The sequence below is a fragment of the Nonlabens sp. YIK11 genome (assembly GCF_001413925.1).
Taxonomy (GTDB): Bacteria; Bacteroidota; Bacteroidia; order Flavobacteriales; family Flavobacteriaceae; genus Nonlabens.
In genome coordinates this window covers 2,894,719-2,914,200 of sequence record NZ_LBMJ01000001.1, presented here as the reverse complement: position 1 = coordinate 2,914,200, position 19,482 = coordinate 2,894,719, and the positions used below count along the sequence as shown (strand labels likewise).

Sequence of the window (19,482 nt, the reverse complement as noted above, 5' to 3'; positions counted from 1 at the left end):
ATTTTTATTTTAAAAGTAATCTCTTTAGAAGATCGCTTATCTCAAATTATTGATAAAAAAAATGGCTGCGATAACTTATCGCAGCCGTTTTTTAATAATTGAATGTCTTATCTTTTAGGTTTTGGTGGGAATTGCATCAATATCTCACGTACCATTTCATTGGTGCGTTCGACCTTTTCCTCAGGAGAAGATTTTAGGGATGCAGTACCTACACCTTGCCAGATCAACTCCTTATCTTTTGCATCAATAAGATCTATATAGAGAACACCTTCAGTAGTTCTATTCACATTGTTGTTGAATGGGCCGTTGATTCCAAAGCCGCCCCAGCCGCCCCAACCCCAGCCAAAGCCCCAGCCGAAATTGTTATAAACATCTACACGTTCTTTAGTATCAGTAAAAATGCTTACCAAAACGTCTGGATTCTCAGACTTAGTAAAACCTCTTGCGCCCATCTCACTGTCAATGGCTCTAAGAATTCGCTTTTTATCCAATTCAGAAATCTTCGCCTCATCAACACCTTTCTTGAAGTAGGCATACGTTTTATATTGATTGAAATCAGTACCTATCGCATAATCTTGAGAGACACGCACGGTCTGGCATCCTACCAGAGCGACAAAGGCAAATAAAAGTAAAAATGTATTTTTCATAACTTGAATGAATTAGGGTAAGTTCGCTTTCGCGAAAGCGCAATTATTTTCAGTCTATAGCATCAAAATTAATGCCGCTTTACATTCTCAAGCCTATCTAATTCTTATTTTTCTTGTTGAAGCCATAAGGACAATGACGACAACCACTCTCGCAACAATAGCCTCGTTTTAAGTGATATTGCTCAGTAAAACACCGGTAACCATCTGGAGTTAGATAATAATCGCCATCCTCAAGAGGAATGAATTTTTTCATGTGGTAATGGTAACTTTAACCAAATAGATAAAAAAAAACCGCTGCACGGGCGCAGCGTTTTTTTTAATGAAAATGATTTATCTGTGAATTACAGCTTGAATGCTATCAAAAGTTGTACCTCCGAACCTGACATCATAATCATAACTTCCGCCTAATACTCTAGTTTTAAGCGTTATAGTATGTGTTCCTGCTGGAAGTTCTACATAACCGCTTCCACTTAGGTAATAAAATCCTGAAGCGTATGTTCCTGAAGGAGCGCTAGGGTTGTTAGTATAAGTACCTGTATCATACCCATAATGATTTGAAGTGTCTGAATTTACTTCAAACCAAGATCTATATAATCGTGAAGCCCCATCGGTGATAGCTGTTCCATCAAATCTTCTCAATGTGACACTAAACTGATAAGTGTAATGTACGAGAGATCTTTGTGTTAATACTATCGTCGAGGTATTAAGATTGGTATCAACTGTTGCACCAGTACTAGAACTAACAGAAGTTTCAGGAATTGGGTTTCTTAAGTTCAATGGCATAAAGCTTTGTACCAAAGAAGGTTGAGTAACAAGATCTCCATCGTTATTTACATAAACGGGTACAGGGTCTGCTGCAATATTGTTAGCATTGTTTGCCGTGCTCAACCCATCAATCCTCATGGTAGAGTTGGCACCTGCAATATGGATTTCTCTTTGAGGTGCATTATTTTTTATACCTACGTAACCTGCGGGATTTAAGTTAATATCATCTTGAAACTGTCCGGTACCGTCATTTTCAATTCCAATGGTTAATATCGCATTCTCATCTGTTGTGCCATTACCAGACCCATCGTCTTCAAACCTTATATATCCATAGTCGCTGTTGTTATTTACACGACTTTTGAACACAATGGAAGATGCACCACCTGTATTCCCGTGTTCCAAAGTAATGGAGCCGTTAGCGGCACTTCCAGCATTTCCAGTAGCTTCAACAATATGCAGTGAAGAAGCGGGATTATTGGTGCCAATGCCTACATTGCCATTGGTCCAGATGTTATCGTCAATACTTGCAGGAGCGGTTGTTGTATTAGAAGTAAACCAATCTGCATCACTATCGATGACAGGAGCGGAGCTAACGACGTTACCAGCTGCATCTAGACCCAAAATTCTAGTAGGAGTTTCGTTCTGGAAATTACCAACATAAGATGGTAAAGCAAGCTGAGAAGTATTAAGAATTGTTAATGCATCGGTATTATCCGTTCTAAAATTGAAAGCATTGTTTGTTTGGAAAGTAAAAGGAGTATTAATATCTGTAATGTCTGGTTGTAATATATTTAAGGGCCTCCCAGAAGATGTATTTATTTGAAATATGATGTGGTCCAGGTCGGCAGAGTCCTCGTCGATTTGTAAACGAGCATTAGGATTTACGGTACCTATACCAGTATCACCATTAGCGTTTACTCTAAAATTACCGCCAGTGTAAGTTCCGTTAGAGCTTGGTAAGGCACCTAGTTGGATACCGCCAGTAGACCAAAAATCATTATCGGTAATATCTACTCCCCAAAAGGGTGCGCCTTCATCTACAGTTCTACCAGAAATCCAATATTTGTTAGCTCCAGGATCTGAAGAAGTGCTAGCCAATTCAATTAGGCTAAAACCGTTATCACCAGAATTGATGGAACCGCTTTTTAAAACTTTTAAAACAGAGCTGTGATCCTGACTGCCACCACCTACATCTTGATCTTCAATGGTAAAAACATCTCTTTCGCCAGTAAGATTATCTGTTTGAACAAATCTAAAGGCGTCTTCATTTAGAGCGCCTCGAGCGTCCAGTCTTCCAGATGGGTTGGGATTGTTGATACCGATCGAACCATTTGTAAAATTGAGGTCTTGCCCATCAATATCATAAGTTCTCACCGCATCATCTTGGGTCAAGTCGGTATTTCCTAAATTTGTGTCTGGACCAGCGCCTACGGCGACCCAAAGAGTACCATTCCAATAATAGAAGCCTAAAGGATGCGCGCCAGCGGAGTTAAATACCATGGTTCCTACTTCTGGAGTAACTGTTAATGGAGCCATAGTATTTAGGTCATCAATTTGAACTCTTGGGATCAAAACACCTTTATCACCTTGGCCATCATCCACGTGCAACAAAGTAGCACCAGACGGCATAGCGGTACCAATACCTACTTGTGCGATAGCGGGTGAGCTAATGATTAGTAAAAAAATAAAATAGAGTAGACGTGTCATCATGTTATGCAACATTTGTAAAACAAATATAGCTACTACCATCGATAAAACGCTAATAATCAGGTTAAATGAAATATTAAAATACTTAAATATCTGAAAATTAGATAAATAACATTTAACCTTGTTAAGGTCAATTCAACCATTCATCGATAATTTGATCTTGAAGTACGAAATAATCCATTACTTTTAACTATTAGATGCATTTGCTGATTTGAATTATTTCATCACATTTCGATTCCTATCCGTATTCCGAATTTCAGGTATAACTCTATACCCATTTGTCTTAATTACAAGTAAGCATTTAACAAAGAATGAGACCTTTATCAATCATGAACGTATTCATCTAAGGCAGCAACTGGAGTTGTTGATTTTACCCTTTTACCTTTGGTATCTTGTAGAGTACCTCATCGGTCGTTTGACAATGAATCACGATCAGGCCTACCGCAATATCATCTTTGAACGCGAGGCCTATGCCATGGAAAATGACCTGAACTATTTATCTAAAAGGTCTAGGTGGAGCTTTTTAGACTTCTACGGTAAGTCTAACCAGCAAGAACTCTTTAAATGCGCCCGATCCAAAATCCAATCGTTCGCTTCATTTCCTGAACAACAGATCACTATTGATATCAAAAGAGAAGACCTGTTGCACCCAACAGTTTCAGGCAACAAGTTGCGTAAATTGAAATACAATTTGCAGGATGCTATAGACCACGGCTTTGACCAAATCATTACTTACGGTGGCGCTTATTCCAATCATATCGCTGCGACCGCAGCCGCGTGTCATATTTTAGGAATCAAATCCATAGGTGTTATTAGAGGTGAAGAGTTGGGGATTGATCTAGAAAAAACATTGTCACAAAACGAAACATTAAAAACAGCAGCCAGTAACGGCATGAAACTGGTTTTTGTCACAAGAGAAGAGTACAAAAAAAAGGATTCGGTACTTTTTGAGGAAAAACTAAGGGCGATGTACGGAACCAGTTATTTTATTCCAGAAGGTGGTACGAATGATCTAGCGGTCAAAGGAACGGCAGAGATTTTGACATCCAGAGAAAAACAACATTATCAGTTTGTTTGCGTTGCAGCCGGTACTGGTGGTACGGCCGCGGGAATCATCAACAGTACTGCAGATCACCAGCACGTTCTCGTTTTTTCTGCGTTGCAAGGTGATTTTCTCAAGAAAGAAATTGAAAAATATACCGACAACAAGAATTTCACGTTAATTCCTGAAGATGCATTTGGTGGATATGCAAAGTCTACAGATTCCTTGATAGATTATTTGAATGTTCGCTTTCGCGAAAGCGAAATTCCACTCGATCCCATCTACACGGGTAAAATGATGTATCGTATAGAACAGATGGTGGCAAGCGGCTTTTTTAGCGACAAAACCCGTATTTTAGCCATCCATACAGGCGGTCTTCAGGGTATCCCTGGATTCAATCGCAGACTAAGGAAAAAAGGACGTCTACAACTACAGTATGAAGATTACATTTAAGACTTTTCTCATTTTATTTCTAGCTTCGGGACTGCTGGTTTCCTGCGGTTCCAAGAACAAAGTGGTCACCACAAAGAAACGAAGCAGAACCACAAAAACGGTCAAGAAATCTCCAGATGAACGGTCTGTCGTGGTTAAGGAAACTGATGAGAAGGTCACCAGGACCGTCACGCCATCAGATAAGGATGATGTGAGTATCTACATCGACAATTTTGCTGCAGATGCCATGAAGGAAATGCAGCTGTATAAAATCCCGGCAAGTATCACTCTCGCTCAAGGGATTCTGGAAAGTGGATCTGGAAAGGGCCGCTTGGCCGTTGAGGCGAACAACCATTTTGGTGTTAAATGCCATACGGGTTGGACCGGTAATAAAATCTATCACGATGACGATGAAGACCAAGAGTGTTTTAGAAAATACAAGGACGCTTCTTATTCTTACAGGGATCACAGCCTTTTCCTGACTGAAAGATCTAGGTATCGTGATTTATTCAAATTGGATGCTGACGATTATAAAGCCTGGGCAAAAGGTCTAAAAGATGCCGGTTATGCTACAGATAGAAGGTATCCAGATAAATTGATAAGCCTCATAGAGCGCTATCGACTCGATCTGTACGATGCGCAGGTACTGGGCAAAGCACCTAAAGCCTTATCAAGAACAAACAACGATAGTTCTCAAATCAAACATACGGTTGTGAAAGGTGATACCTTGTACGGCCTTGCGACAAAACATAATACTACCGTAGAGCGTATCAAGCTTATCAACGGTTTAAGGGACAATTCCATTAGTCTAGGCTCGACACTTTTGATTGAGCCCAATACAAAAAATTAAGCATGTCATTTACTTACAAAAGAAGTAGCTCTCTATTTAATGAGGCTCAAAAATATATTCCTGGTGGTGTAAATTCTCCAGTTCGAGCATTTAACGCTGTAGGCGGTGATCCCGTTTATGTCAAAAGCGCCAAAGGCGCCTATTTGCATACAGAAGATGGTCATCAACTTATTGATTACATCGCTTCATGGGGTCCCATGATTTTAGGTCATGCCTTTGAACCAGTTGTAGATGCTGTGATTGAAGCTACAAAAAAGGGAACGTCTTATGGAATGCCAACAGAACTGGAAACTCAAATTGCAAAATTGGTAGTTTCCATGGCGCCTAATGTAGATCAGGTAAGAATGGTCAATAGCGGTACTGAAGCTTGTATGAGCGCCGTGCGACTCGCTCGCGGGTTCACAGGTCGTGATAAGATCATCAAATTTGCGGGCTGTTACCATGGTCACAGCGATTCCTTTTTGATCCAAGCAGGTAGTGGTGCGGTCACCTTTGGTAGTCCCAACAGTCCTGGAGTGACTAAAGGAACGGCTCAAGACACCTTACTTGCTGCTTACAACAACCTAGATCAAGTTGCGGAAATTTTTGAAAAAAACAAAGATCAGATCGCCTGTGTCATCATTGAGCCTATAGCTGGCAACATGGGTTGTATCGTACCTCAAGAAGGATTTCTGGAAGGAATACGAGAACTGTGTGATGCTAACGGTGCATTATTTGTTTTTGATGAGGTGATGACAGGTTTTAGACTAGCTCGCGGTGGTGCCCAAGAGACCACTGGCGTCAAAGCAGATATTATCACTTATGGTAAGGTTATAGGTGGTGGTTTGCCGGTAGGTGCTTTTGCCGCAAGACAGGAAATTATGAACCATCTGGCACCTTTGGGTCCTGTATATCAAGCAGGAACTTTGAGTGGTAATCCATTAGCGATGAGCGCAGGATTGGCCATGCTGGAGCATCTCAATGACAACCCAGATGTCTTTGTCAATCTCGCTCAAAAGACCGAACATCTACATAAAGGTATTGAGAGCGTGCTTTCAACAAAGGGAATCGATTACCAGATCAATAGGTACGGTAGCATGATGTCGGTTCACTTCACAGACCAGCCAGTAATTGATTTTGAATCGGCTGCCACGGGTAATAATGAGTGGTTCAAAAAATTCTTTCATGGCTTACTGGATCGTGGCATCTACTTGCCGCCTAGCGCCTTTGAAAGCTATTTCCTTAATGATGCGTTGAGTTATGAAGATCTTGACAGCACAGTGACTGCAGTAGAAGAGGTCGTTTCTAAGTGGTAGAAAGATTTTGGTTTTTTCGCTTCCGCGAAAGCGAATTCCAATTAATCGGTGTGAACAACGACCAGCAGCTTTCTGTAGTTATCCTCGCCTAACAATTGTTTGAGTTCAAACTTATAGCGAGTTTCCAGCTCTTTGAGTTCCATTTGTTGCTCACGCGTTAAAGTGGCACTCTTGCGATACTTGTTGGAAGCCTTGGCGTGATTTTTCACCAGCTGCTTTAAAACTGTTGCGGCTTCTTTATCAAGATCAGTTTTAGAAAGGATGAGTTGGGTTTCCTTTTTTGCATCCACGGGCTTTAAAGTGTTCTTGATGGGATACTGGACTTCAAAGTTGGTATTTTCTACGGTTTGCTGCTCCTGCGCGAGTCCTACAATAGGGAATGTGATAAGAAAAAGTAGAAAAAGTGATGTGAGATGGTTCAAGGTGATGACTGTTTAAATGCTGTAACGTAATATAAGAAAGGATCGTATACTAGAAAAGCTCTAAAATCTTAAAAGATTCTAGAGCCATTCATCAACCAACCAACCATTAATTTATTTTCTGGCAACGCGAGTTTTAGCCATGCGTCCACGCTTGTTGCGTTTTTTCATATGCGCCATTTTTTCAAATCGAGCATATTGTTCATCATTTAAGATGTCTTTAAAAGCACTTTTAGTGGCTATCTTTTCGTCCATTCTTGCTTCGGCTTGTGCTACTTTTTCTTCTTTAGAAAGTTCCTTGCGGTCTTTTCTGGTAGCCATTATTTCCTTTCTCTTGGTAGCGTTGGCCAGTAGTACTTTTTCTACTTGGGCTTCTTGCTTGTCACTCAAGTCAAGAGCTAGAGTCATTCTTTTGGCGTGCATAGAGGCCACAACGGCTGGATCCATTTTTTCCATACGCTCACTGCGTTTTTCCATGCGATTCTCTGCACGTTCTGGATTCTTTTGAGCGGTCATGGCAGTTATTCCCAGCAGCATCATGAAAGGGAGCATTAGATTTTTCATTTTTTCTTTGTTTTTATTTGTTCAACGGCATTGTGACCTATCATTAAAAGAAAAGTTTAATTTTATGAATTAACCAACCAAAACCAACTTTATGGAAAGTGATCAATTTTTACAGCACCATCAAACCGAACCCGTAATAACGCCTATGAAATGGGTTCTCTATTTTTTAGTTACCTCGCTACCGATAATAGGTACTGTTTTATTGCTGGTATGGGCTTTTAGCAATGATGGCAGACCTACCAGGCAAAATTGGGCAAAAGGCATGTTATTGTTCTATGTGTTGACCATCATAGTGCTAGGGCTACTCTTTTTACTTTTTGGAGCTGCAATTCTTGCCGCAGCCGCATCTAATGAGTCCAATTATTAATTAGAGTCTTAAATGAGAAAGCCCTTTTCAATTTTGAAAAGGGCTTTTTTTGATCGCAGCTGATAATTTATCTTTCCTAAACCACTTCTATAAAAAGGCCATCATCGGTTTTGGAGACTTTAGCAACCTTTTTGCCTGTCAATCCTTTGACGGCTTTATCCCATTTTTTGTTGGATAGACCACTTTCATCCTTGAGTTGATTTAGGTCTACTTTTTCATGTTTCTTAAGACGCTCGAAAACTACTTTTTCGTCTTCATTTAGCTCAACACCAGCTTTTTTCTCTGGACGCATCTGCGGGAAAAAGAGTACTTCTTGAATCGATGGATTATTGGTCAAGAACATGATCAATCGATCCATACCTATTCCTAATCCAGATGTAGGTGGCATACCATATTCCAGAGCTCTCAAGAAATCTTGATCGATAAACATTGCCTCGTCGTCACCACGATCTGCAAGGGCAGCTTGGGCTTCAAAACGTTCTCTTTGATCAATAGGGTCGTTAAGCTCGCTGTAGGCATTGGCAATTTCCTTACCGCAAACCATCAATTCAAAACGCTCTGTCAATTCTGGATTGTTGCGGTGAGTTTTACATAAAGGGCTCATTTCTTTAGGATAGTCAGTAATAAAGGTAGGTTGGATAAAATTGCCTTCGCATTTCTCACCAAATATCTCGTCAATCAACTTTCCTTTACCCATGGACTTGTCGACGTCGATGCCTTGCGCTTTCGCGAAAGCGAACAACTCTTCCTCACTTTTACCCGTGATGTCAAAGCCGGTAAATTGCTTGATCGCATCTGTCATGGTCACTCGTGGATACGGTGCTTTCCACTCGATCTCGTGCTTGCCAAAGGTGCTGGTCGTCTTTCCGTTCACTTTCATGGCGCAGTGCTCCAGCAAATTCTCGGTAAACTCCATCATCCAGTTGTAATCCTTGTAGGACACATAGATTTCCATGGCAGTAAACTCTGGATTGTGGGTACGGTCCATACCTTCATTCCTGAAGTTCTTGCTGAATTCATACACACCATCAAAACCACCAACAATCAAACGCTTTAAATACAGCTCGTTAGCAATTCTCATGTATAAGGGTATGTCCAGGGAATTGTGGTGCGTCACAAAAGGTTTTGCCGCAGCACCACCAGGAATAGGCTGCAAAATGGGCGTTTCTACCTCAAAATATTCACGCTCATTAAAAAAGGAGCGCATGGCGTTGAAAAGTTTAGTACGCTTGACAAAAACATCTTTTACTTTAGGGTTGACCACAAGGTCTGCATAGCGCTGGCGGTAGCGCATCTCGGGATCGTTGAACTCGTCATAGGTGTTGCCATCGGCATCAGTCTTGGGCAATGGCAATGGTTTCAATGCTTTGCTCAGTAGCTCAAAGTTTTTGACCATCACGGTTTGCTCGCCCACATTAGTGGTAAAAAGCTCGCCTTCAATCCCAATGAAATCGCCTATGTCGAGAAGCTTTTTATACAGATCGTTGTAAAGCGACTTGTCCTCGCCGGGACAGATCTCATCACGGTTAAAGTACACCTGGATTCTTCCCTTACCATCCTGAATCTCTGCAAACGAGGCTTTTCCCTGTATTCTTCTGGACATCAAGCGGCCAGCGATGACCACTTTTTTTCCTTCTTTAAAATCTGCTTTAATGGATGCTGTGGTAGCGTCCACATGATATTGAGCCGCAGGATACGGGTCGATTCCCATCTCGCGTATTTTCCCTAGTTTTTCACGGCGTACGATTTCTTGTTCAGAAAGTGGCATTTGGCAATTGATTTAAGCGTGCAAAGATAAGTTTGTAAAGTTGTGCTGCAAAACCTATCTATGGTTCGCAAGGCGGTTTTATGGGATATCGCTTTCCTGCCTGCCGGCAGGCAAGGCGCAAAAGCGAAACATCTATCAATCTTTTGCTTTTTCATGTAACAAAGTCTTTATTTTAAGGTCTATTACATCAAACACTTTTGCCGTATGTCCATCTGGAGAGTCATCCTAGCCATCATATTGCCGCCACTAGCCGTGCTGGACAAAGGCTGCGGATCCATTGTAATTGTTTTTATACTCACGCTACTGGGTTGGGTGCCCGGCGTGATCGCTGCGCTGATTATCTTGAATAATCCTAATCGATAGGTTCTAGCTGCAGTTAACAAAGTGCTGGCCGGTAATTTCTTCTGGTTTATAGATATTACCTTTGCCCCATGAACAAAACCGTCCATTTTCAAGATCTAGGCCGCAAGGATTACAAGGAGACTTGGGATTTTCAAGAACAACTTTTTAAGGATATTTTGGATACCAAAATCAAGAATAGGAGAGAAGACGCCGGTCTTGAAACCCAAAACCACCTTTTGTTTGTAGAACACGATCATGTGTACACTTTGGGAAAAAGCGGTGATGAGGAAAATTTACTGGCCAATAAAGAATTGCTGGAACAGATAGGTGCCACCTATTACAAGATCAATCGTGGTGGCGATATTACCTATCACGGGCCTGGACAGATTACGGGCTATCCCATTCTGGACCTGGAAAACTTCTTTACTGATATCCATAAATACCTACGATTCCTAGAGGAGATCTTTATAAAAATCCTTGCAGATTATGACTTGAAAGGCGAGCGCAGTCCTGGCGAGACTGGCGTATGGCTGGATGTAGGCACGCCATTTGCACGCAAGATTTGTGCATTGGGCGTACGTGCCAGCCGCTGGGTGACCATGCATGGCTTTGCCTTTAATGTCAATACAGATTTGGGCTACTTTGATCACATTATTCCTTGCGGGATTCAAGACAAAGCGGTGACTTCACTGGCGTCAGAGTTAAAGCGCAAAGTAGATCCTAACGCGGTCAAGGATAAAATCAAACAGTATTTTAGTGAGTTGTTTGAGGCGCAGCTCGAGGATTAAACTTCAACTCGATTAAATTGGCGTTTTATTAAGTGTCCGCTTTTTCCTACTGATTTATTTTTAGGTCATGACGCTTACTCCAGAACAAATTAAAAATGCCCTAACCGAGCCAGAAATGGCGGCGCATCTTGCCGATCTTGTGTATATACAGGACGAACATCTTTCTATTTACAGAAAAAAATACGGCAAGGGCTTCACCTATCTCATCAACAACAAGGATCGGGTGACGGACAAGAAGGAACTCAAGCGCATCAAGTCGCTAGTGATACCTCCAGGATGGAGCGATGTGCGTATTTCGGGAATTGAGAATGGGCACCTGCAATCTGTTGGGCGTGACGATAAAGGTCGCAAGGTGTATAGGTATCATGACTTATGGAATGTTCTTAGAAACCAGACCAAGTTTTTTAAAATGTCCGCTTTCGCGAAAGCGTTACCCAACATAAGAATCCAGCTAGAAAAGGACCTAGAATTGTCTGGAATGCCACTTAACAAGTGCCTCGCGATCGTCCTATCGGTCATGGATGCGACCCACATTAGAGTTGGGAATGAACAATATGCGCGCAAAAACAAAACGTATGGGCTTTCCACGCTTAGAACCAAACATCTGGATGAAACCGATGATGGTGTAGAGTTCCATTTTAAGGGAAAAAAGGGCGTGCAACAAACCAAAAGTATTATCGATGCAGACCTGGTAGAATTGATTCATCAGTGCGAGGAAATTCCGGGCTGGGAACTCTTTCAATATTATGACGAGCAAGGCAAGCATCACGGCATTGACAGCGGCATGATCAACGATTACATTCACAGAATAGGTGGCGAGATCTTCACGGCAAAAGATTTTAGAACTTGGGGTGCGACGACTACCTTTTTTGAAACAATGCTGGAACTTCCAGAACCAAAAACGGAAAAGGAAGTGGATAAAAATATTTTAAAAGGATACGACGCTGCTGCCGAAGAATTAGGCAATACAAGAGCCGTGTGTCGTCAATATTATGTGCATCCTGAAGTGCCCAACATATACAAGGACGGTAATTTTGAGCCTTATCGTAAAAAAGCCAAAACCTATAAAGACAAAAACCATCTCACGGCAACTGAGCGCTGCGTGAAGGAAATCATCCAAAAATTTGAAATTGAGTTTAAGGTAGAGGAAGATTAAAAGACCTTTTCATTTGGCTTGAAATGGGTTAATTTAAATCCAATTCGTGCCAACCTTTCTTACCACTCATTCCCATTCTGCGAGAATTGACACGACCTTTTTTAAACTTCAACTCGACCAGAACAGCTGCATTTTCAGTCACTCTATTCCAGACTAGATCATTTTTAATAAACTGTTCGAGGTCCGCGATGCCTATTTCGCTTGCTGTTTTGTTGGTTTTATTTTCATAGCTTAATAAGCACGAAGTATTGTCTTTGTACGCTATAATTTGAAGTTTAATGGTGCCCTTGAGTTTTTTGAAAGTTTCTTGGTTAATGTTCTCTACGATCAGCCCTTGTAACTCCTCCTTATCCATGATTGCAGTTGGTTTATCACGCTCCAGTGCAAATCGGCTGGTTTCACAACCTTTCAAGTGAGTTGAATAAATATGCTGGGCGTTAGACCATTGACTTAATAGTATTACGGCGATTGATATTAGAAGAAAGTTGACTTTCATTTATTTGTTTTTACCATTTATAGATTAAGACTTCATTCCCATCTAGAGTCACCAGATATCTAGATTTACCACCAGCGATTTGTGCAGCCGTATTTCCATAGACCGGTAGAAAAGGAACGGTTTCTCCTTGATCGTTAAGTATATAGACCTTGTTTTCTCCATTATCAATAATCGTCACGTAATCCTTGTTGTTGATTCTTGACAAACGAGCTGGAAGATAGGTGCCGTAAGGCAAACTACTCTTGGTCCCATTGATCTGCAATACATTTTTATTCTGGATGAGCTGGCTGCGTGAGGTAAAACCTATGTTTGAATCGGTATCAAGGGAAGTATTGGTAACAGTTACTTTTCCAGTTGATGGATTCACGTGCAGGAGCTTATCTTCAGAATTCACAAACTGAATTAGGTTGTTGTAAAAATAGAGGTCTGACTTGGCCTCGATTTTCGTTTTAACGCTGGTTCTGGTTTCACCGGTACGATTGATCAGTTTGAGCTCTTTTTGATCTGTAGTAAAAGCGATGTAATCCTTGTTTCCTTTTCTAAAATGTTGCGGGCTATTTAAAATAATACCATCTGGTCTATAATTAAAACCACTGACTTTGTTGCCTTTTGAATCAAGCATGGTGAGATCCTTACCTGTGGTTATGACAAACCTGTAGTTGCGGTTGTTGTCATAGTCAAATACACTCAATGGCTGAGTTATATCCTTTTTAGGATTGAACGGGAACTTGTCCACGTCGTTCCCTTTTCTGTCGAGTAGGTACACTTTCTCTTGGTTGGCAAACAATAGCTGCTTGCGATCATTTTTGTAAACATCAACACTTTGGATCTCTCCTAAGATTTTGGCATTTAATTCCTTAGTCCAGTGCACTTCGCCTGTTTCAGAAAGCAAAGTCAACTTAAAATCTTCAGTTTGTATCGCGACATCATAGGTGTTGTTCAAATGGTTGGGAAATAGAAACGGTCCTGCGATGATACTACTTTCGGATTTGCTAGAACCTATCTGGGCCACTAGCGGCTGCTCTGCAGCTGTAGATCCATAAGGGATCTCGAGTCTGTAAAATGCATACGCATCTTCATGCACATACTGACTGATCATGGCTTTAAGAGTAGTGTCATCCATGGACTTCAATACCTTGTCATCTTTCTCGTCAATACTTATGAAGGGATTTTTAAATTTTTCAAGACTTGTGACATTCAAAAGAGAGCTGCTGCTACTCATTTTTTCCCGAGCTTCTTTCCACCAGTTTTGACTGGAAAGCGTGGTGCCGTTTTGATAACCTGCAATAATTTCTTCCAATGTTTCCTGATTGGCAGAAAGTACCAGGAACCGATCGACCAAGGTCAAGTACCCAACAGAAAGATTGGGAACCAACGGTGCGATTGATTTTGACTCCAATGGTGCAGCCAATGTGTACAGCGCCACATCGCGATAAGTACTTTTCGCCGCGCTCAAGCTATCGAGATCCACAAATAAATCTTCAAAAGGCAATAGCGAGAATGCGACCGCAGTGCCGTTCTCCAATTCGATAGTCGATACCTCTTGAGAATTGACCATCAAATCCTTAAGTAATTCCGGAATGACTGGTTTTCTATTGTGGTATCTTAATAGATTGCCTATCAATTGTTCTGGATCGCTATACGTCGTTGAGGACAAAAACCTGAATGTCGCTGGCGCTACTTGATCCAACTGATTTTCCCTAGCATCCAGATCATTGTAAAGACTATGCTTTTGATTTAAACTATCCTTATAGACAATTAGCCCATCCATGTAAATGGAGTTACCGGTCATACTAGGTTCCAGCTGGTACCACTCACCATAATTGTGAGCATCGGTTTTGTTTTTACCTAGTAAAAACTGATATAACCATTGCTCGTCAGAGGCGTTAACGTAGACACTTATATCATCGTGAGTACGCTCATATAATGTCACAAAGGATTCATCAAAAACATAATCGGCTAGATTGCGGCGTATCAAGCTTTCCAGAACCAATATGGAAGAGCTCGCCATGTGTGATCCATTTTTATTGGCGCTGTAATACGTATTACCATCGGCTGTTTTTTCCAGGATCTCTACATCGTTATACTCGATACGTTTCACTACGGTAGTAGAATCGGATTGAGAATCGTGTACCTCAGTCAATAGCGTGATGGCCACTTGATTCTTTCCTTCTATACTTAAGGTCACAAAGGATTCTGACTTTAGATCGTAGGTATTCAAAAAAGAGCTCGCGCTTTTGATTTCCTTGACTCTAGAGAGCGACTCCAACTGGTCAAATACTGGGTTGTTCTCCAGTAGATCAGTCACTTCTTGTATGTCTGAGAGCGCGATGACAATTTTGGAATGGTCTGGAATATTGTAAACGAGAGCTGTATCCTTAACCTCATTATCGCAACTTATAAATACCGCGAGAAGAAAAAATAAAGTGAGTAATCTGTTCATACCTAGGAAAAATCGCATCTGGCAAAAATAGAATTTATGACCTCAAACGGCTTGGTTTTTAAGAAACTTATAGAGGCATTTTCAATTGCTCTGGCAATAGCTTGAAACTCATGCGGTGATAAGTAGTGGTACCGTGTTCCCGTATGGCGTCGCGGTGTTGTTTTGTGGGGTAACCTTGATTGTTGCGCCAGTGATACATGGGAAACTCTTGATGTATCTTTTCCATGAACTCATCGCGATAGGTCTTGGCAAGAATGGAAGCCGCAGCGATATGTAGGTATTTGCCATCGCCTTTGACCACGGTGGTGGCTGGAATATCTGGATATGGATGAAAGCGATTCCCATCCACAGCGATGTGCTCAGGTGTGATTTTAAGACCCTTTATGGCAAGGTGCATGGCCTGTATACTCGCGTTGAGAATGTTGATTTTGTCGATCATTGCTCTATCCACATGGGCTACATGGTATGATAAAGCTTCTTTTTCAATGACCTCACGTAGTTGGTTTCTTCGCTTTCGCGAAAGCGTCTTACTATCATTCAAACCTGCACATGAAAAACCTGGTGGTAGTATCACGGCTGCAGCAGTGACCGGTCCAGCGAGACAGCCGCGGCCAGCCTCATCTGTACCGCATTCTATTAAATTCGAATGTATTTTTTCAATCAGCATGGGTTGCAATGATATGGAATTTATCAAATCTGCTGATGCGCTGCAATATCCAAAGCAATTCAAAGTTCATAAAAGGTCGCTTAAAATTGGATGCGGCAATATGTATAATACCTATTTTTGGCATCGTGTCAACATTGATAAAATCCTTCTTATTATTCTCGCTACTCATGGCAACGGCCAGTGCGTATGCGTTGCAGCAACCGGTTAGAGATAACCTGGGCAATAATGGACGTCAACGTCCCTTGAACAATAAAGAAGTAAGTGTTGAGGGCGAGAAGCCACCTATTACAGATTACCTTATCATAAGTCAGGACAGAGACACGACCTATGTCGATACCACATTGTCCATGGCTAAGGAGTTTAAGTTCAACTACCTGCGTCAAGATAATTTTGAGTTGATGCCGTTTCCTAATATAGGGCAACCTTACAATAGATTGATCAAGCGCTTTGATATGGAGCAGCTCACGCCTCGCATGGGTGCCGAAGCGCGTCACGACAATTACTATGAAATTAGCGACATCAACGATTATTACGTCCCAACACCTCTTACAGATCTCTACTTCAAAACGGCGATCAATCAAGGACAGCAGCTGGATGCGCTTTTCACATCAAATATATCTCCTCAATTCAATTTTTCCATCAGTTATAAAGGGATGCGCAGTGCTGGAGACTTTGTCAACACCTTGACCAGTACGGGTAATTTTAAATTCACGTCAAATTATTTTAGTAAGGATAAAAGGTATCGATTACGACTACACACGGTCTTTCAGGATTTGAGCAATCAGGAAAGCGGTGGCCTGTCGCCTGATGCGCTTCAAGGTTATCTGGATCAAGATGAAAACCTTGATGATCGAGGTCGTCTGGAACCTAATCTGGATGATGCCGTGAGCTTACTGGACGGGAAACGATTTTACATCGATCAAGACTTTGAATTATTAAAATCTGCAGATAGTTTAAAGAATTACAGCTTGCGCGTTCATAACAAGATGTATTTTGAGGATAAATTCTATAGATATGAAGAGGACAACGCTTCTACCGAATTTTTAGGAGAGGCCTATCAGTCGACCAATATTAAAGACAAAACCAACTATGAGGAAAGCTATGTAGAAGTTGGGGCATCGCTCGATCATTACTTATTTGGTTATATGAAAGCTGGTATAGCTAGGTTGGATTACAATTACGGCTATGACCGCATCGTAAATCGCGGCACAGAAGTGATCACTAACCGACTCGCATCTGAGGTTTACCAATTCAAAGCAGCATTTGAAAAACGTCTAGGTGTCTTTGAATTTCAAGCCCATGGTGGTATCAATATCGCTGGAGAGTTAGACGGTCAATATCTCAACGCTATGGCCAGTGTGGATTTTAAAGATTTCACCGTTGCGGCTGGTGCAGGCATAAGTTCTAGAGCACCTAATTTTAATTTGTTGCTTCACCAAAGTGAATATGAGGAATACAATTGGCAAAATTCATTTAACAACGTAGAGAAGCAACAACTCAATCTGCAAGTAAAATCAGAGAAATATTTTGATGTGGAACTAGAGGTAAACACGATTCAAGATTACGCTTATTTCGGAGAAAGAAATCGTGAGGATGTTGCTCTCGATTTTACAGGTTATGTGGTTGGGCCTTTTCAAACCGACGAGCAGCTTACCTATCTCAAAATAAAAGCGCACAAATCCTTTGAGTTTTTAAGGTATTTTGGAACGGACCACACGCTGGCCTTTCAAACCGTAGACCAAACTGCTGATATCATTAATGTACCTAGCTTTGTAACTCGCAACAGTATATACTATAAGGATCGCTGGTTCAAGAAAGCGATGCTGGTGCAAACCGGTATTACTCTAAAATATTTTGATGAGTATAATATGGATGGATATGACCCAGTGTTAGGGGAATTCTATTCTCAAAACTCCGTCAAATTGGGAGCTTTTCCATTGGTAGATATTTTCTTCAATGCAAAAATCCAGCAAACTAGAATATTTGTTAAGCTGGAAAATGCAACCTCGCCGTTGGGTGAGCCTAATTTCTTTAGCGCACCTCGAACGCCATTTAGAGACTTAAGTTTAAGATTCGGTCTTGTATGGAATTTCTTTCTTTAGAAGCACGGACGCTCAATACAGAAAATTAAAGTTCTGCTAAAATCGTTAAATCTGCTTTGTAAAAACGCTTGTTTTTCAGTCTGTTGCAGGAATTTTTTGTTAATGTTTGGTTTTCCTTGAGAAACCGTTGAGAACTACGGTAAGCGATCTAGCGTAAGTTTGGGCAAAAATCAAATACTATGAAATTTACCAAATTAACAATCGCACTTCTATCTGCTGCAACTGTATTCGTATCCTGTAATGATGACGACGATCTAGGAGATGGACGTTTTGACCGTGCAGAGCTTTATGCTACCAGTAACACTAGTGGTAACATTACTGTTTATGACTTCTCTGACGATGATCAAACAACTCAAACTTCTTTAACTGTGGCAGGAACACAGAATAATGAAGGTATCGTTTATGATGAAGACAATGACCAACTCATCTTTGCTTCAAGAACTACCAACTCTGTTCACGTAGGTGACAACATTGAAGACCTTGTAACAGGAATCACATCTGCTTTAAGCGTAACTGCAACTAACGGAGAATTGGCTAGTCCACGCTCTGTAGCTGTAAACGGAAACATTGTTGTTGTTGCTGATAATGATGGTGATATGGCAGGACCAGATGGGAATGAGCTTTACGTATATGTACGTTCAGGTTCAACTTTGACTTTGAGAAATACACTCAATGTAAATTTCGGTTTGTGGGAAATCCAATTTAATGGAAATGACCTTTACGCTGTTGTAGATCAAACTAACGACATCGCAGTATTCAATAACTTTGCCGCTGCCAACACTTCAGACGGTACAGTAACTCCTTCTAAAAGAATTACTATTGAAGGAATCGTAAGAACTCACGGTCTTGTTTACAACAATGCTGATGACATCATGATCCTTACAGACATAGGTGATGCAGCTGTAGATAATGATGGTGGATTCCATATCATTACCAACTTCTCTAATAAATTTGGTAACGTAGCAAATGGAGGAACTCTAGCAGTACAAGGTAACCAAGTTAGAGTTGCAGGTTCAAACACTTTCCTAGGTAACCCAATCTCTGCTACCTACGATTCAGAAACTAATACCATATTTATTGCTGAAAGAGCAAATGGCGGTGGACGTATCCTTGCTTTTGATGCAAGTGCAAGTGGTAACGCATCTCCATCGATCAACAATCCATTAGCTGGTGCTAGTTCTGTTTACTTTTATGGTGAGGACTAATCCACGATAAAATTTAAAATTCTTAAAAGCCTCCTAATTTTAGGAGGCTTTTTTATGTTACAATTTTTGACACTCGTATCTTTAAGCCGTGCAAAAGGTTAGAACATACATATCTGTAGGCTTCATTCTACTATTTCTATCCATGCAACTGGGCTCTCTGCACCAGTTCACGCATGATGATGGTAGTTCGCCATGTACGATATGTTTGGTTTCCCAGCATGCACAAACTCTAGACTACACGCCGGCAAACTTCATAGAGGCGCCTGTTTTCTTTATGCCTCATGTAGAGCAGGATGTCGTTATAGAGTACGCTTTCGCGAAAGCGGAACATCTTTCCCACTATCATTTATCCAGACCGCCACCGGTAGATTGCTAAAAAGTCAAGGACACGTTTGCCGTGTCATTTTTAGTAATCAATTTTTATATC

The 19,482-nt window shown here is 41.1% G+C and carries 19 protein-coding genes; 10 read left to right on the top strand and 9 right to left on the bottom strand.

What is annotated here, in order from left to right; translation table 11 throughout:
• Positions 1–107: 107 nt before the first annotated feature.
• The 3 genes from AAU57_RS13235 to AAU57_RS13230 all read right to left on the bottom strand — a co-directional run bounded on the left by AAU57_RS13235 (position 108) and on the right by AAU57_RS13230 (position 3,122).
• Positions 108–647, bottom strand: coding sequence for a DUF4136 domain-containing protein (locus AAU57_RS13235; protein ID WP_055413365.1), 540 nt, complete (start codon positions 645–647; stop codon positions 108–110).
• A gap of 97 nt (positions 648–744) precedes the next feature.
• A complete protein-coding gene (locus AAU57_RS15215) occupies positions 745–900 on the bottom strand; it encodes a DUF5522 domain-containing protein (protein WP_172443334.1) in 156 nt (51 codons plus the stop codon).
• A 77-nt stretch (positions 901–977) separates the two neighbouring features.
• Positions 978–3,122 (bottom strand): hypothetical protein, encoded by a 2,145-nt coding sequence (locus tag AAU57_RS13230; RefSeq protein ID WP_055413364.1) that lies wholly within the window; start codon positions 3,120–3,122, stop codon positions 978–980.
• A 361-nt stretch (positions 3,123–3,483) separates the two neighbouring features.
• On the opposite strand from AAU57_RS13230, the gene AAU57_RS13225 reads away from it, so the two are divergent.
• Genes AAU57_RS13225 through hemL form a run of 3 tightly spaced genes read left to right on the top strand, consistent with a single transcriptional unit; the run spans position 3,484 to position 6,738 of the window.
• Positions 3,484–4,614 carry a 1-aminocyclopropane-1-carboxylate deaminase/D-cysteine desulfhydrase gene (locus AAU57_RS13225; protein ID WP_231717825.1) on the top strand — a complete coding sequence of 377 codons (1,131 nt, stop codon included), beginning with the start codon at positions 3,484–3,486 and terminating at the stop codon, positions 4,612–4,614.
• The gene (locus AAU57_RS13220; protein WP_055413363.1) at positions 4,598–5,443 is read left to right on the top strand and encodes a glucosaminidase domain-containing protein; all 846 of its coding nucleotides are present in this window, start codon (positions 4,598–4,600) and stop codon (positions 5,441–5,443) included. Before AAU57_RS13225 ends, AAU57_RS13220 begins: the two co-directional genes overlap by 17 nt.
• Before the next feature lie 2 nt (positions 5,444–5,445).
• Entirely contained in the window at positions 5,446–6,738 is a 1,293-nt protein-coding gene (gene hemL / locus AAU57_RS13215; RefSeq protein WP_055413362.1) for a glutamate-1-semialdehyde 2,1-aminomutase, read from the top strand.
• A gap of 41 nt (positions 6,739–6,779) precedes the next feature.
• Here the strand turns inward: hemL and AAU57_RS13210 are convergent, their stop codons facing one another.
• Both AAU57_RS13210 and AAU57_RS13205 read right to left on the bottom strand, forming a co-directional pair.
• Positions 6,780–7,160 (bottom strand): hypothetical protein, encoded by a 381-nt coding sequence (locus AAU57_RS13210; protein ID WP_055413361.1) that lies wholly within the window; start codon positions 7,158–7,160, stop codon positions 6,780–6,782.
• 111 nt (positions 7,161–7,271) lie between these two features.
• Positions 7,272–7,721 (bottom strand): hypothetical protein, encoded by a 450-nt coding sequence (locus AAU57_RS13205; RefSeq protein WP_055413360.1) that lies wholly within the window; start codon positions 7,719–7,721, stop codon positions 7,272–7,274.
• Positions 7,722–7,812: 91 nt separating this feature from the next.
• On the opposite strand from AAU57_RS13205, the gene AAU57_RS13200 reads away from it, so the two are divergent.
• Positions 7,813–8,088 (top strand): hypothetical protein, encoded by a 276-nt coding sequence (locus tag AAU57_RS13200; protein ID WP_055413359.1) that lies wholly within the window; start codon positions 7,813–7,815, stop codon positions 8,086–8,088.
• A 76-nt stretch (positions 8,089–8,164) separates the two neighbouring features.
• Here the strand turns inward: AAU57_RS13200 and lysS are convergent, their stop codons facing one another.
• Positions 8,165–9,856 (bottom strand): lysine--tRNA ligase, encoded by a 1,692-nt coding sequence (gene lysS, locus AAU57_RS13195; RefSeq protein ID WP_055413358.1) that lies wholly within the window; start codon positions 9,854–9,856, stop codon positions 8,165–8,167.
• A gap of 204 nt (positions 9,857–10,060) precedes the next feature.
• Between lysS and AAU57_RS14910 the strand changes: the two genes are divergently transcribed.
• From AAU57_RS14910 to AAU57_RS13180, 3 genes are all read left to right on the top strand, one after another.
• Entirely contained in the window at positions 10,061–10,219 is a 159-nt protein-coding gene (locus AAU57_RS14910) for a YqaE/Pmp3 family membrane protein (RefSeq protein ID WP_082438635.1), read from the top strand.
• A gap of 68 nt (positions 10,220–10,287) precedes the next feature.
• Positions 10,288–10,986: a lipoyl(octanoyl) transferase LipB gene (gene lipB, locus AAU57_RS13185; RefSeq protein WP_055413357.1), complete on the top strand. Its 699-nt coding sequence runs from the start codon at positions 10,288–10,290 to the stop codon at positions 10,984–10,986.
• 67 nt (positions 10,987–11,053) lie between these two features.
• Entirely contained in the window at positions 11,054–12,142 is a 1,089-nt protein-coding gene (locus AAU57_RS13180) for a DNA topoisomerase IB (protein WP_055413356.1), read from the top strand.
• 28 nt (positions 12,143–12,170) lie between these two features.
• Here the strand turns inward: AAU57_RS13180 and AAU57_RS13175 are convergent, their stop codons facing one another.
• The 3 genes from AAU57_RS13175 to AAU57_RS13165 all read right to left on the bottom strand — a co-directional run bounded on the left by AAU57_RS13175 (position 12,171) and on the right by AAU57_RS13165 (position 15,748).
• Positions 12,171–12,638: a hypothetical protein gene (locus tag AAU57_RS13175; protein ID WP_055413355.1), complete on the bottom strand. Its 468-nt coding sequence runs from the start codon at positions 12,636–12,638 to the stop codon at positions 12,171–12,173.
• A 10-nt stretch (positions 12,639–12,648) separates the two neighbouring features.
• Complete coding sequence (locus AAU57_RS13170) at positions 12,649–15,081, bottom strand: hypothetical protein (RefSeq protein ID WP_156340183.1); 2,433 nt, start codon at positions 15,079–15,081, stop codon at positions 12,649–12,651.
• Positions 15,082–15,148: 67 nt separating this feature from the next.
• On the bottom strand, positions 15,149–15,748 hold the full coding sequence (locus AAU57_RS13165; protein WP_055413353.1) for a ribonuclease HII: 600 nt from the start codon (positions 15,746–15,748) through the stop codon (positions 15,149–15,151).
• 125 nt (positions 15,749–15,873) lie between these two features.
• Here AAU57_RS13165 and AAU57_RS13155 point away from each other — a divergent pair, with 125 nt between their 5' ends.
• From AAU57_RS13155 to AAU57_RS15120, 3 genes are all read left to right on the top strand, one after another.
• On the top strand, positions 15,874–17,850 hold the full coding sequence (locus AAU57_RS13155) for a putative porin (RefSeq protein ID WP_231717824.1): 1,977 nt from the start codon (positions 15,874–15,876) through the stop codon (positions 17,848–17,850).
• Between the two features lie 179 nt (positions 17,851–18,029).
• On the top strand, positions 18,030–19,055 hold the full coding sequence (locus AAU57_RS13150) for a hypothetical protein (protein WP_055413350.1): 1,026 nt from the start codon (positions 18,030–18,032) through the stop codon (positions 19,053–19,055).
• An 88-nt stretch (positions 19,056–19,143) separates the two neighbouring features.
• Positions 19,144–19,431, top strand: coding sequence for a hypothetical protein (locus AAU57_RS15120; protein WP_156340180.1), 288 nt, complete (start codon positions 19,144–19,146; stop codon positions 19,429–19,431).
• Positions 19,432–19,482: the final 51 nt, after the last annotated feature.

Excerpts from the sequence above, each read along its gene's own strand:
- AAU57_RS13200 (WP_055413359.1), top strand. The coding sequence starts at position 7,813 with ATGGAAAGTGATCAATTTTTACAGCACCATCAAACCGAACCCGTAATA.
- AAU57_RS13170 (WP_156340183.1), bottom strand. The coding sequence starts at position 15,081 with ATGAACAGATTACTCACTTTATTTTTTCTTCTCGCGGTATTTATAAGT.
- lipB (WP_055413357.1), top strand. The coding sequence starts at position 10,288 with ATGAACAAAACCGTCCATTTTCAAGATCTAGGCCGCAAGGATTACAAG.
- AAU57_RS13150 (WP_055413350.1), top strand. The coding sequence starts at position 18,030 with ATGAAATTTACCAAATTAACAATCGCACTTCTATCTGCTGCAACTGTA.
- AAU57_RS13220 (WP_055413363.1), top strand. The coding sequence starts at position 4,598 with ATGAAGATTACATTTAAGACTTTTCTCATTTTATTTCTAGCTTCGGGA.
- AAU57_RS13230 (WP_055413364.1), bottom strand. The coding sequence starts at position 3,122 with ATGATGACACGTCTACTCTATTTTATTTTTTTACTAATCATTAGCTCA.
- AAU57_RS13235 (WP_055413365.1), bottom strand. The coding sequence starts at position 647 with ATGAAAAATACATTTTTACTTTTATTTGCCTTTGTCGCTCTGGTAGGA.
- AAU57_RS13180 (WP_055413356.1), top strand. The coding sequence starts at position 11,054 with ATGACGCTTACTCCAGAACAAATTAAAAATGCCCTAACCGAGCCAGAA.
- AAU57_RS13205 (WP_055413360.1), bottom strand. The coding sequence starts at position 7,721 with ATGAAAAATCTAATGCTCCCTTTCATGATGCTGCTGGGAATAACTGCC.
- hemL (WP_055413362.1), top strand. The coding sequence starts at position 5,446 with ATGTCATTTACTTACAAAAGAAGTAGCTCTCTATTTAATGAGGCTCAA.
- AAU57_RS15215 (WP_172443334.1), bottom strand. The coding sequence starts at position 900 with ATGAAAAAATTCATTCCTCTTGAGGATGGCGATTATTATCTAACTCCA.
- AAU57_RS13175 (WP_055413355.1), bottom strand. The coding sequence starts at position 12,638 with ATGAAAGTCAACTTTCTTCTAATATCAATCGCCGTAATACTATTAAGT.
- lysS (WP_055413358.1), bottom strand. The coding sequence starts at position 9,856 with ATGCCACTTTCTGAACAAGAAATCGTACGCCGTGAAAAACTAGGGAAA.
- AAU57_RS13165 (WP_055413353.1), bottom strand. The coding sequence starts at position 15,748 with ATGCTGATTGAAAAAATACATTCGAATTTAATAGAATGCGGTACAGAT.
- AAU57_RS14910 (WP_082438635.1), top strand. The coding sequence starts at position 10,061 with ATGTCCATCTGGAGAGTCATCCTAGCCATCATATTGCCGCCACTAGCC.